The sequence below is a fragment of the Winogradskyella vincentii genome, assembly GCF_020166345.1.
Taxonomy (GTDB): Bacteria; Bacteroidota; Bacteroidia; order Flavobacteriales; family Flavobacteriaceae; genus Winogradskyella; species Winogradskyella vincentii.
The window spans coordinates 55,068-69,642 of sequence record NZ_JAIUJS010000008.1 but is presented as its reverse complement, the minus strand read 5'-3'; the positions used below and the strand labels follow the sequence as shown (position 1 = coordinate 69,642).

Below are 14,575 nucleotides of genomic sequence, written 5' to 3'. Positions count from 1 at the left end.
AAAGTTTTTATTAGTTTTCATTAAAGAAATAAATATTATCTAAAGACACATTTGCAATTGTACCATCTGTCACAAAAATAAATGCACCTAAAGCATCCTGTGCACTTAAGCCAGCAAAACTTGAAAGCGGAATATCAAACTCCACCCACTCGTTACTTAACAACTCGCTACCCGAGATTGTAAAGCTTCCTGCAACTTGATTTCCTGTAGTGAAATTATTGAATAACTCAATTCTGAAAAAGTCTGATGGATCAACAGTTTCATTTACTCTTATATCAATATGCAATTGTGTCATATCCGATGCATCTACAGGTGGCACACCACTTCCTTCTCTTCCATAAAACTCAATGGCAACAAAGTTCATTTCTGTGTAATCGATAATATTATTACCATTTTCTTCAATAGCACCTCCTAAAGTTGTCTGAAAGCCATCGAAATAAAAACCATTATAATTGTCTACAGGTACATTGGCATATAAATCACTAAATATAGAAATGACATCAATATCTACAGATTGAACCGTTAATGACCCAGAGGCTAAAACTCCTCCCATGTAACCAGTAATTACAGATGTATTATCCACCAAACCGGTTTCAGGATCAATTTCACCAGGACCATCAACAGTAACCACGCCACCTTCGTCTACAGAAGCCACAAATGGATTTGAGGTTTCGAAGTCAAAATAGGCAGGTGTACAAGAAGTTGTAACGTCTAGACCATTAGGAAGGTTATATGTTTGAGTAAGGTTTGATAATGGTAATGACGTACCAATATTAATTTGTGCGGTCTGATCTTGTCCTCCAAGAATTGCAGGTCTAGGTTGTCCTAATGTACCTAACTTCTCAAAACGCATCTCATCCATCCAAAAGGTGAAACCTACTCCATTTGTGCTTTGCGTGCCTGCTGCAAACAAAAACATTCCTTTCTCCTGTACTAATTTTGATGGGTCTGGAATTGGAATTATTATTTTTTTCCAAGTTGTAGACAGTTCAACATCATTTATTTCAACAGCATATTTATTTTCCGCAAAGTCTGTTCCAAATCCAAAGGTTCCTACAGTTGCGGTAGTTGAGCCTTTAGCCCAAAACGTTAATGCATCATAACCGGTTAAATCTCTACCTGCTCCACGGTCTTTAAAAATTCCTCCAATATAGCCTCCCTCTGGGTCATTTGGTGTAGGAACATCAATTCTAATTGAAGATGAACCTTCAAAAGCCACGTCATTATCAACATCAAAACCTTCTACATTAGCTCCAGTTGCAGGATCAAATGATATGAAAACTGAGTCATTTAAACCTATTGGTATATCAGTAAATATTTCTCCGTTAGGATTAAAAGTCGCTAATTCTACGTCATCAGAGAATCCTCTTTCACAACTTATCGTTATAACCATAAGGCCAAATATGGCAAGTGCTGTTCTCCAATGTTTTAATTTTATATTCTTCATCGTTTGCTATTTTTTATTTTCCAATATTAATATGAACATAGGTTCTAATTTCCCATTCTGAACCATCCGGAAAACCAACTGGACTTATAGGTGCCACAGGTGGAAATGTATTTGGAGGAACTTGATTCGGAAGATATCTAGGTGAATTCACATCAAGTGATCTCCATGTTCCTCTTAGACCAATTGTAGTACTTGGTAAAATGAACCAATCTGGTTTTCCTAATGATGTAGAAATATCCAACATTAACTGTAATGGAAATGTTAAGTTAAAATCTCTGTGATAATCAAAAGGTCCCCAATCATTAACTTTAACGTGGGTTTCTAATTTCATTTTCTTATAAATAGCTCTAATGTCACCACCAAATCTTTTAATAGTTCTATCACTATCACCATTTGCTTGTGCATTACCATAATAGAAGTTTCCAATGATTCCAAGATCAGAAGTCACCTTAGACACCATTCTAGAGTGCACTTCCCATAAATCTTCTGCTGGTGCAGAATTTGGAAATGCAAAGAAAGTACGATTTGCTAAGAAACCAATATGTGCATCCATAGTAGTTGGCAGATGTTGGTATACAAAACCTAAATTCATCGCAAATTTAGCATCCTCAGCTCTATCATTATTCCACTCGTACATCCAAGTACCTGGCGTAGGGTCAAATGAAAATAAAATTTCACCTGCGGTCATTTCTCTATTACCTTGTCTAACTGCAAAAGGATCATCAATAACATTTCTTAATCTCCCTGGAGCATTCACATCATTTGGCATTGGATCAACCAATGGTTTTTGCCACATAAAATTTGGTGCTACTTGCAGATTTCCAAAAGAATATGTAAATCCAGAAAGAAAGTTTGTAACATTACTACTTCCTGTATCTTTTAATCTCCAGCCTGTAAAGGTTCTTGTTGCATCAAATCCACCATTTGCTACTAAGCCCATGTATGCTGCTTGAGCGTACATATTAAATCTTCCTCCTGTATAAGTGATTTTTGCTTTTCCACCCCAGTTGTCATCACTATTAATTTTATCTATAACAACAACATCATTCTCTTCTTCATACATTTGGAATGAACTACCATTTAAAGGACTACCACCCCAAATACCACCGACTGTAACATCAAATTTCCCGAACTCTCTCTCTACAGCTAAAGTTGCTCTTTCTGTTGGCCATGCTGGGATAATACCACTTCGTAATTGATTTTGATCTAAAACACGACGCCCAGTTGCATCAAATTCTAAGTCTCTTTCTACATCGCGGTGATAAATACCTGTAACATCATATTTACCTACTTTCTTATGATATTTAAATAACATAGTTGGGTTTGCTCCCCACCATAATTGAGGTCCAAAAGCAGCTTTAAGTCCTTCTAGTGCGCCTTTACCATCAATTTCAGCCCCAAAAATCTCCCCACCGTAAATGTCTAGGTTTGGCCCATAATTCGCTTCCGGATAAAGACCAAAGAAGTCACCTTCATATTGCCAATGGAAATGACCTGTTCTATAAAACCCTCGTAAATCAAAGTCTTTTGCATTCCACTCAAACTCACTTTGATAAATATTAAGTCTATTAATATCATTAAGAGTTACCTCACCCTGATCTGTATCTAGAGTGACTACTCTTCCGCGATTTTCATAAAAAATTTCATCAATTGGATTTTGAGCCACATTACCTAATAGGTTAAAAACAACATTAGCTCTAACGTTTGGTGCTGGATTACCTTCCACACCAATGAAATATGATTGCATATGATCAAACCCTAATTGATTTGGAAATTCATTAACATTAGGATCTGCATTATCTGGTGTTGTTATTAATGAACCTCCTGTATTAAATGTTGTGAATCTAGCGGTAAGTTGACTTAGCCTAATCTTTTGTGAATCGTTTCCCCCTAAAGCAGCTTTATCTCCTCGTGCCCTAAGAACATGATCCATAATTTGGATATTCTTAAAATAATTTGTTACGAACTCTTGTGTCATACCTTCATCGTAAGGATTTAGGCTATGTGCTTCCTTTAAAGCATAATAGGCAGCTCTAGGGTATAGATCGTATAAACCTCTTTCGTCAGTTGCACCTTTTGCGCAAATACCGAACCACTCCTCATTCATATTATTTTGTCCTGGTGCTAAATCAATAGCATATCCACCGTTGGTCCATGATGCATTATTATCATGAACATCGGCATTCTTTCTATCGTCAAATCCAAACTTCCACCATCCGTCACTAAACTGGAATGTGAAACCACCTATTGAATTTCCAGCCTTTCCTAGACCAGCTGCGTTTTGATAGATTTCTTTCCAGTTCTCTACCATATAATAAGCTTGAGCCTTTTGATCTTCACGATTCTCTTTAGCATTAAATGCATCTGCACCAAACTCAGTAAACATTAAAGGTAAACCTGTCTTTTCCTTTACTACATCGAACATATCTGTAAATGAGGCTCCTCTATAGGTGTTAGTACCATAGATATCTACATCTTTACACTCTTCTGCAATGATATCAATAAATAGAACATCTCCATTACAAAGTGCGACTGGATGGTTAGGGTCTATAGCTTTCATAGCTATTGCCGCGTCATTCATTAATTTATACATAGGTCGTCCACGTGACTCACCAATAAATGCCTTTTGATCTTCATCATCAGGGAAATCCTCAGTTTCAGCTCCTTGCCAAAATAAACCATAATTGTTCTCATTACCTAAAAGATAAAGTAACAAACCCGGAGTATCCTTATAGTCTTCAACTAGAGTAGTAATTTCAGACATAAGTAGTTCTGAAGTTTTTTCATCATTATAAATAGTCACTGGTGTCCATACACCATCTATAGTAAGACCATACCTACCGAATGAATGGTTCAGCATTGTATAAATTCCATAATTTTCATAGATATACTGAATCCATTTAGCAGGAACACCAGTATATTGTCTTATAACATTAACGCCCATATTTTTTAGTAAGGACATTTCAGTATCTAAACCAGCTTTGATTACATCGTCTGATTTAGTCCAGAAACTAGCATCTACCACATCAGTACCAATTGGAATATAATCCCAATTCATACCATTAATCATAAAGCTTTCGCCATTAACTAGTAGTCGAGAACCATCAGCACTATTTTCTACGCTTACTTTATCTGCTTGTGCGAGTGCAAATGACACACAAAACATGAAGAAAAGTACAATAAGATTATTTTTCATATAGTTTATTTAATGAATTTATTATTGATTAGTTAGGTAATTAAATTATACCTAATTATTTGATTTTAATAATCATTCATCCGAAGTCTCGAACTTAATCGATAAGGTCAATACTTATAAAGGTATTGACCTTATCTTTGACTATTAAACTAAATAATTATTGTTTTACAAGTGTGAATGACCACCAGCCATCACCTTCTACTGCAATATCCAATTCCATTGTATTGCCACCGTCAGTTAACTCTACTATGTATTCGATAGAATCTACTGCTGCTCCTGGCGAACCTAATTCACCTCCGTTGAAAACTTTAGCTAACCCTAAGAAAGCTCCTTGACCATTTATAGTTACAGTACCTGCACCTTCATCATAAGTATATGTTGCGGCATTTGAGCCGTCATGAGGGAATACAGGTGCTCCACAAGCATCTGGTGTTACACCTTGCCATCCTTCTAACCAAGTATCAGAACCTAATACATTTTGGAAGCTACCATCTGCATTAAATACATATTCGTCATCAAATAAACACGCTCTAGTTGTCACATCTTCTTCTGAACTTGAGAACCAAGACACATCGTTAAATCCAGGCCCTACTCCAAATGCCCCTGCTTGAGGTGCAAACACCCAAGACCCTACCAATGGATTGGCTGGGGCGGCATCTTTCACTAGTTTAAAAGACCACCAGCCATCACCTTCGACTGCTATATCTAATTCCATTGTATTACCATCGTCTGATAATTCAATCAAATATTCGATAGAATCAGGTGCAGCAGCTGGAGAGGCTAATTCTCCACCATTGAATACTTTTGCTAATCCTAAAAATGCTCCTTGACCATTTATAGTTACAGTGCCTGCTGCTTCATCATAAGAATATGTTGCTGTAGCTGAACCATCATGCGGGAATATTGGTGCTCCACAAGCATCTGGTGTTACACCTTGCCATCCTTCTAACCAAGTATCAGAACCTAATACATTTTGGAAGGTACCATCTGAATTAAATACGTATTCATCATCAAATAAACATGCTCGCGTTGTTATATCTTCTTCCGAACTTGAAAACCACGATACATCATTTAATCCTGGACCTACTCCAAATGCACCTGCTTCTGGTGCGAATCTCCAAGTCCCATCCAATGCTGATGGCTCAGGTGGAGCATCTTTTTGGAAAGTGAATGACCACCATCCATCTCCAGCTACTTGGATATCCAAATCTAAAGTGTTACCATCAGCAGATATTTCTGCCACATATGTAATTGACTCTGGTGCGTCACCAGGTGCTGCCAATTCTGCGCCATTTATAACTTTTGCTAGACCCATGAATGCACCTGTACCGTTAATTGTTAATGTACCCATCGCTGCGTTATAAGTATATGTAGCACTCGCTGATCCATCATGAGGTGCAACTGGAGCACCACAAGCTTCAGGATCTACGCCCTGCCATGCCTCTAACCATGTGTCTGCACCTAAAACATTCATAAAAGAACCATCTGATCCAAGAACATATTCATCATCAAATAAACATGCTCGTGTTGTTACGTCATCTGCAGAACTTGAAAACCAAGATGTATCATTTAATCCAGGACCTACTCCAAATGCACCAGCTTGAGGTGCTAATCTCCATGTACCAGCTATTGGTGAGTCTGGAGTTGGCTCTGGTTCTGTAACATAAATAACCGTATGTTCCTTGGTAATTGAAACATCGTCTCTTCCTGGTAAAGATGCAGTTACAGTAATTGTATAAGTAGCCGTTTCTAATGGATATTCATAAGTCACCATTGGACCACTTGTTTGGAATACATCGGCTTCATCATCTGGATTTCCGAAATCTACGGTGAACAACATTCTTCCATCTGGTGGAATAGTTGTTGCTACAACTCCTGTTTCATTACCTTCTGCATTTAATGTTGCAATGGTAAAATCCAGGCCTGCAATAATATTTAAATCATCGTCATCTTCACAAGCATATGGTGTACTCACTAAAAGCAACAATGCTAAGATTTTAAAAGCTCCTTTTTTTAATATTTTCATTTTTAATCTATTTTATTATTTTACTATTTTTAATATCCTGGATTTCCCCAACGCTCTTCTGCATTGGCTAATTGAAGTTCAATTAAAGGTATTGGAAATACTTCATTTTTATTTGGTGTAAACCCTTCAATTGTAGAAGCGGCTCTTCCTGTTCTAACTAAATCAAAGAATCCATGTCCTTCACCTCCTAATTCTTTTCTTCTTTCTGTATAAATCGCCTCTAAAAGCGTACCTTCAGAAGTATCAAAGTCATGACTATTATCTCCATAAGCTCTTGCTCTTACTTCATTTAAATAATTTTCAGCATTAGCACCTCCACTTTGCGCTTCAGCCTCTGCAGCCATCAATAAAACATCCGCATATCTTATTGACCTGTAATTTTGGGAATAATTTAAGGGATCAGCACCGACTCCGTCCGCAGCCTTGCGTGGCATATACTTTCTGTTGAATAAGCCAGTATCATCTCTACTTTGAGAATAACTATCTTGATCATCTCTTAAGTCAAAAAATGTTACATCGCGCCTAGCATCACCATCTTCAAATAAGTCATATAATTCTAGTGATGGTAAACAAAAGCCCCAACCTGAAGAAAACTCTGAATTATTATATGGAGAACGAGGACCACAGAATTGTGGAAAATAAGTTCCTTGACTACATTCTATACATCCCCAACCTGCAGCTTCTATACCAGTATACTGAATTTCAAAAACAGCTTCAGAACTGTTCTCTCCTTCACCTTCAAAAAGCATCATATAATTATCACCTGTTGTTAATGAATATTGGTTACTAGAAATAACTTCGTTTAACTCGGATGCAGCATCAGCGAATTTAGATTGATCAAATGTACCATGATATAAATATACTTTGCCTAATAGTGCTTGAGCAGCACTCTTAGTTGCCTCATATGGAAAATCTTGAGTAACTGGTAAATTAGGAATAGCTTCTTTTAAGTCTTCTTCAATTAAACTATATGCAGTCGCAATATCTGCCACCCTTTCTAAACCAAACTCTTCTTCCGGAAAAATACGCTCATTTGCAATTCTCATTACACCGTTGCGCTCTTCAAGTTTAAGTGGCACATTACCAAAGTATTTTACTAGTTCAAAAGTGTAATATGCTCTTAAAAAATAAGTCTCAGCAATAATCTCTTCTTTTCCAGAAAAATCAGTTTTATCCTCAAATTCTAAAATAAAATTAGCTCTATTTATCCCAGCATACATAAGGCCCCAAATGCTTCTCAACTGATTTTCATCAGCAGGCGTATGGATCATTAAATTAATGTTTTGCAATGTAGCCTGGTCGTAATTAAATGCATCACCTCCCGCAGCATAATCAGGTGAGGCTACAATACCAGTAAGGACATTCCAAAATGTAGACTGTAGCATATCATATGCACCAATCAAAGCACTTTCATATTCTTGCTGATTATTAAAAAAATCAGTGTCATTGAAACCATCCGGTTCTACTTCAACAAAGTCATCACTACATCCTACGACATAGAATAAAGTGAGACCAAATAAAATTATTAACGTTCTTTTCATAACAAATTAAAAGTTTAAATTAATTCCTAAAAGATAAGATGCAGCAACTGGGTAGAACCCTTTATCAATTCCACCTCCAAGAGGAGCACCTGTATTTGCAGATGGGTCAAACCCAAAATAATCAGATATTGTAAATAAATTATTACCTGACACATATACTCTGAAACTGTTCACTCCTAATGAGTTAACCAATTTCTCTCCAAATGTATAACCAATTTGTACATTTTGTAAACGCAAAAATGATGCGTCTTCAACATGAAAATCATTAAATACATCAGTATTTACATTTGCACCAGAAACAGCTCTTGGCACAGAATTACTTGTACCTGTACCTTGCCATCTTTCTAACATATAAGTACCTCTATTAGCGTATAAATCTTTACGCTCATAGTCTCTAATCATATCATTGCCAATTGATGCAAAGGCATTAGCACTAAAATCTATGTTTTTGTAAGAAAAACCAATATTTAGACCAAAAGTAACATCAGGTATCGGATCACCTATATTGGTTCTGTCTTCTGCTGTGATTTCGCCATCACCATTTGTATCAACAAATATTAAATCACCAGGTGCTACATCTCCAATTGTACTATATGTACCAGAAGGTGCAGAAGCATTTAATGCGTCTATTTGAGCTTGTGTTTGGTAAATACCATCAGTTTCGTAACCATAATAATGACCAAGTGGAAGACCTGGTACCATTCTAGTAATTCCGGTTTGGTTTATTCCTACACCGTATTCACCACCTACAGGAGTTGTTCTTCCGTTAAGAGAAATTACCTCATTGTCTATAGTTGTAAAATTGAAATTCAAATTAAAGTTGAAATCATCTGAAAAGTTTTCGCTATATCCTATTGCAAACTCCAATCCTGTATTACGAACTGTACCTGCATTAACTACTGAAGGTCCTGTAGCAGGTGCACCAACACCAGTAATACCTGAAGCTTGAGGAGTTAATAATAAATCCTTTGTTTGTTTTCTGTAGGCATCAGCAGTTATATTAATTTTATTATCCCAAAAACGTAAGTCTAAACCAACATTTGCTGTTTCCTGCTCTTCCCATTTTAAATCTGGATTACCTGGTCTACCTGGTGCTAATCCGAATAATAGATCGTCAGAACCAACATCAATTGTAGCTTGACCGTCTAATCTAGTAACGAAGGCAAAATTAGGTATACGGTCATTTCCTATTACACCATAACTTGCTCTTAATTTTAAACTATTAATCCAGTTAACTTCTTGCATAAAGTCTTCATCAGAAATATTCCAACCTATAGATCCAGATGGGAAGTACCCTACGTTGTTATTATCTTGCGAAGAAAATTGTGAGGACACGTCTCTTCTTATCACTGCAGAAAGTAAATATTTACCTTTATAACTGTACTGTATTCTGGTAAAAAGCGAAGAAAGACGCGAATCAAACCAATCAGCACCATTTTCTAATTGTGCTTCTGTAAAACGTGGTTGTCTTTCCATTCCATCATCATAAATTGATTGCCCAGGCTCATTTGTTCCCATCTCAGTACGACCAACATCACCATAAAAACGACCTTTTGTTCTATATAAGGACGTTCCTAATAAAACTGTTAAATCGTGTTTATCATCGAAAGTGTTGGTATATGTTATTAAATTATCCCAAGTAAAATCAGTGAAATCAGAACCAAAATCAACAACTTCATTGAAAACAATTTCATCTTCTAATGCTGCTAATGAGCTAACCGTATTTGCTGATTTACCACCACCATAATATACTTCTGGTCTAAAAATATCATCACGAACGTTGGCATGGTTTCCTTGAAATCTTGAAGTAACAGTAAAGTTTTCCCAAAATGTGTAGTCTAATCCTAACACACCACTGTATCGCTCTACCTTACTTGTATTATAGGTATCTGCTATTTGAGCAACTGGATTAATAATCTCAATTTGTGTGATATCATTTGCCAATGCAAAAACACCATTTTCGTCTCGAACAGGCATTGTTGGATTTATATTAACAGCATTATATAATACTGCCCCTATGCCACCTTCTGCTAGGTTATTTTTTTCCGACTTAGTTAATAAAGTATTAGCCGTTAATTTCAAATTATCTAAAATGTCATATTGAAAATTTATTCTTCCAGTCAATCTTTCATATTTATTCTTATCTCCACCAACAATACCATCTTGATTTAAATAAGAAACACCAGCTGAAAATGCCGATTTCTCAGTTCCACCACTAACATTTAAACTGATATCTGAAATTGGCGCAGCTTCAAAAACTTCATCTTGCCAATCTGTACCGCTACTCGGATAAACAAAAAACTCCGTATCATCCGCAGCGTCATTAACATAAATTGCAAAATCTCTGGAGTTTAACAAGTCCATTTTTTTACTGGTTACCTGAAAGCCCGAGTAGGTATCTAATTGAAATTTTAATTCCGAATTAGTTCTACCAGATTTAGTAGTAATTAATATAACACCGTTTGCTGCTTGTACACCATATATACCTGCAGTAGCATCCTTTAATACGTTTATTGTTTTAATATCATTTGGATTTAAAACAGACAAATCAGTTATTCTATTTCCATCTACCAAAATTAATGGTGCATTATTACCATTTGTAGTAATACCTCTAATTCGAATATTGAGACCACTACCTGGAGAACCAGAATTCGATGTAATATTGACACCTGCTACTTGACCTTGTATTGCTTGCTCAACCCTCACTGGATTAAGCTTTTCTATTGCTTTGGAGTCTAGTACACTAACTGCACCTGTGACTTCTTTCTTTTTTTGTGTCCCATAACCAATAACTACAACTTCACTTAATGCCTCAGCATCTTCTTGAAGTTGAATTGTTAACGGTTGTTCATTTACCACCGTAATTTCTTGAGTTTGATACCCGATGTAAGAAATAACGATAATGGAGTTTAGAGGAACATCATCGAGAGTAAATTTTCCGTCAAAATCGGTAGAAGCACCTTTTGCGGTGTTTTTGATAATAACATTTACTCCTGGTAAGGGTTGGCCTGAGGAGGCTTCTGTAACTGTTCCTGAAATACTAATGTTTTGTCCAGCGATTAAACCTGTCATTAGCATAACAATTAAAGTTAAAAATTGATTGCGCATAGTTATTTTGATTTACTGCAACTTAAAACAAGTTGTTAAAAAATCATTAATTATTGGCTATACAATAAGTATACAAGGCAAAATTTTAGGCCTATTTTTACTGTAAATTCAATATTTAGCCCATAAAATAAGGATTCATTAATTTAGTAATTAATTAACATAAATCCCTTAAAATCCTTGTTTTAACACTAATGTATAGTTAATGTATAGGTAATTTTTATCAATGTATAGGCGAGCTACAATTCAATAATGTAATTAGAAAGGCTTTGATCGTGTTCTAAGCCCATTTTTTTACGTAAACGATAACGCTTTACCTCTACACTTTTGTGAGATATATTTAATAGTGGTGCTATTTCTTTAGATGACAAGTTCAATCTTAAATAGGCACATAGTCTTAAATCATTTGGTGTAATTGCGGGATGTAATATTTTAATTCTCTTCATAAAGTCTTTATCAACATTATTAAAAGCTTCTTCAAAGAGTTTCCAGTCTCCAGTGCTGTTTAAACTTGAGTTAATAACCTTTATTACACTTTTAATTTCATCAATAGAATTGGCTCTAGTCAATTCTTCTTTAATGTTATTAAGCAATTCATTACGTTTAACAAGGTTCATTGTCGCCATGCCCAATTCCCTGTTCTTATTTTCAATATCCAATTGAAGATTCTTATTCTTAAATTGAATTAATTGCCTTTGGTTTTCTAATTGCTCTAGTTCAAGTTCTTGTGCCTTTTTCCTAAGTAAAGTCTCTTTTTGCTTTTTGTAATATCTCTTATTGAGATAATGAATAAGGTATATAGACACTATAGCTAAAAGTGCATAAATAATTAGTGCTAATGGTTTAATATACCATGGCTTTTCAATGGAAAAATTATAACTGATTTTATTCTTAGAGGTTACTCCATCTGTTATTGCTCTAGCTTCAAAAGTGTACTCACCATGAGGAAGATTCTCAAATACAACCTCTGGGCTAGAAGACCATTCACTCCATTGATCATACCTACCCAATAACCTATATTGATACTTATTCGTTGATAATGCGTTATAACTTGCTACACTATATTTAAAGTGTAAGTTATTCTCTCTAGGTTTTAAGTTTGAAGCAACATTAGTTGCTAATGATACAGATTCATTATGGTTTGAGTTATACGTTACACCATTAAGGAATATCTCTTTCTCTTCATTTTTAAATTTGGCTAAATCTATAACTAAATACCCAACAGTTGTCCCAATTAAATATCTTTTATTATCCAAATACAGCAGATTATCGTAGCCAGGTTTGCCCTTTCTAATTTCACTAGGAATAGGCACTGCTTCTATTTCGGGAATCGAAGAAAGTTTTCCAGGTTCGATATAAACAATCTCATTCTTAGGAAAACCCCAAAGTCTCTTATCATCGCGATTATAAATTAGTTTTCCGGAAAGATATTTATCACCACTCAAAACAGAGCTAAACAAACTGTCTCTATTAAAAGTTGAACCAACTTTGTCATATTTAAAAACTCCATCTTGATTGCAATACAAAATATCATTGTCGTATTGTGCAATACCAGACTTGGATCCCATAAATTTTGAAAATTGTGATGATTTAATCACATTCCTGTATTCTTCATCAAGAATTAACCTATATATGCCTTTGTACTCATGGCTAACCAAAATCTCTGTAGGTGATGCAAATTCTAAATATCTACTTGATATATCAAAACCTTGAATTTTATTTCTTTTTCTCCATCCTGTACTTGTCTTTTCTAAAATATGAAGACCCTTATAATTACCGGTAATTATCAAATTTGGATTATTCTCAATCTGTTTGATATTCCAAGTCCCCATTTCGTCCGAAATTAGGGTTGAACGATTATCTACTATAATAAAAGTCCCTTTATCATGACCGCAAAAAAGTGTGCCGTCTATAACTTTTAAGCTCCAAACCTGACCGTTTGTTCCTTTAATGAAAGTAAAACCGTCATTTGTATTGAGTTCTTTATAAAATAGGCCTTGATTTGTACCTAGATAGAGTGTATTTCCAATTTTTCTTGAAACATAAACAGTACCCAAAATACCCAACTTGTCCTGAAAAACTCGGTATGGTGAATTCAAATTAATTACGTTAATACCATTATCCAATCCAAGCCATACATTACCGCTGGAATCCTCATTAATTGATAGAACAGTATTATTACTCAAGCCAATTTCTTGGTTAATAGAAAATAATAAATTTCCGTTGGCATCAATATTAATTATACCGTTGGAAATTGTGCCCAAAACAAAACTGCCGTCTTTAAGCCTAATACCACTATAAATACTTTCATTTAATATTAAGTTGTCAGCATTAATGGACCATTTTTCGAGATTCTCATCCTTAACCTTATAAAAACCTCTTTCCTTGGTTATAAGCAATAAGTCATCTTCAAAACTGAACATATTAATTATTTCAACACCATTAATATCTTCAGAGTCTAAAAATTTAGATTCCTTACCATTCTCTAATTTAAATAATCCCTCTCCTCGCTTTTGAAAAAAGACTATACCATTTACTACGAAGATTTTATTGATTCTATTGTCAGAATTTATAATTCTAAAAGATTTATCCTTTGTACTGTAGATATATATTCTTTCAAAAGACTGAAAAAGAACAAAATCTTCTACAGCAATAATTCCCCAAATCTCCTCATCTTCCAGTATATCAAATCCTATTTCCTTGACTAAGGATGAATACAACAACTCTCCAAATTCATTTCTTTGCCAATAACCAAAATCCATATATCCACCTGTGTAAATAAGATCTCCAACACTTTTTACAGTTCTGAGAATCATATCATTTGGTGATTTATACATCTGCCAAGAAGCACCATTGTATTCTAACAGACCAACATTATTAGCTACATAAATAAAGTTTTTGTCATTCTGTGTGATTGACCAATTCTGATCTTCAGCTCCATAATCTTGTGGTGTAAAAATATTTATTGGAGGAATTTCTTGAGACTGAAGGAAGGTAACAAGTAAAACAAAAGATAAACAAAGTATTTTTCTAAGAATGACCATTTGAATAATCCATAGAAACTACCACAACATTTGTGTTTTGGTTTGTTAAGGTTTAAATATAAGCAATTATAAGGGTTTTTAGAATATTTGTAGTGGTAATCTATTTAATTTATGATACTTTTTTATTATTTATTATAAGGGAATGTATTTTAATACGACCATTTTTAATTGCATAAAATGAAATATAAAGAATGATTATTATCATAGGTTATCATA

At 34.9% G+C, this 14,575-nt stretch carries 6 protein-coding genes; all 6 read right to left on the bottom strand.

All coding sequences use genetic code 11. The features are described from left to right. Positions 1-10: 10 nt before the first annotated feature. A complete protein-coding gene (locus tag LBV24_RS12945) occupies positions 11-1,447 on the bottom strand; it encodes a carbohydrate-binding protein (protein ID WP_224479080.1) in 1,437 nt (478 codons plus the stop codon). Between the two features lie 13 nt (positions 1,448-1,460). Then, positions 1,461-4,643: a glycoside hydrolase 5 family protein gene (locus LBV24_RS12940; protein WP_224479079.1), complete on the bottom strand. Its 3,183-nt coding sequence runs from the start codon at positions 4,641-4,643 to the stop codon at positions 1,461-1,463. Between the two features lie 157 nt (positions 4,644-4,800). Beyond that, positions 4,801-6,669, bottom strand: coding sequence for a hypothetical protein (locus LBV24_RS12935; protein WP_224479078.1), 1,869 nt, complete (start codon positions 6,667-6,669; stop codon positions 4,801-4,803). Positions 6,670-6,698: 29 nt separating this feature from the next. Further along, positions 6,699-8,210, bottom strand: coding sequence for a RagB/SusD family nutrient uptake outer membrane protein (locus tag LBV24_RS12930; protein ID WP_224479077.1), 1,512 nt, complete (start codon positions 8,208-8,210; stop codon positions 6,699-6,701). Between the two features lie 6 nt (positions 8,211-8,216). Further along, positions 8,217-11,318 carry a SusC/RagA family TonB-linked outer membrane protein gene (locus tag LBV24_RS12925; RefSeq protein ID WP_224479076.1) on the bottom strand — a complete coding sequence of 1,034 codons (3,102 nt, stop codon included), beginning with the start codon at positions 11,316-11,318 and terminating at the stop codon, positions 8,217-8,219. Between the two features lie 236 nt (positions 11,319-11,554). Next, entirely contained in the window at positions 11,555-14,359 is a 2,805-nt protein-coding gene (locus LBV24_RS12920; protein WP_224479075.1) for a helix-turn-helix and ligand-binding sensor domain-containing protein, read from the bottom strand. Between the last annotated feature and the right edge of the window lie 216 nt (positions 14,360-14,575).

What these genes read in the sequence shown, in the direction of transcription:
- LBV24_RS12945 (WP_224479080.1), bottom strand. Translation starts at nt 1,447, where the DNA reads ATGAAGAATATAAAATTAAAACATTGGAGAACAGCACTTGCCATATTT.
- LBV24_RS12940 (WP_224479079.1), bottom strand. Translation starts at nt 4,643, where the DNA reads ATGAAAAATAATCTTATTGTACTTTTCTTCATGTTTTGTGTGTCATTT.
- LBV24_RS12935 (WP_224479078.1), bottom strand. Translation starts at nt 6,669, where the DNA reads ATGAAAATATTAAAAAAAGGAGCTTTTAAAATCTTAGCATTGTTGCTT.
- LBV24_RS12930 (WP_224479077.1), bottom strand. Translation starts at nt 8,210, where the DNA reads ATGAAAAGAACGTTAATAATTTTATTTGGTCTCACTTTATTCTATGTC.
- LBV24_RS12925 (WP_224479076.1), bottom strand. Translation starts at nt 11,318, where the DNA reads ATGCGCAATCAATTTTTAACTTTAATTGTTATGCTAATGACAGGTTTA.
- LBV24_RS12920 (WP_224479075.1), bottom strand. Translation starts at nt 14,359, where the DNA reads ATGGTCATTCTTAGAAAAATACTTTGTTTATCTTTTGTTTTACTTGTT.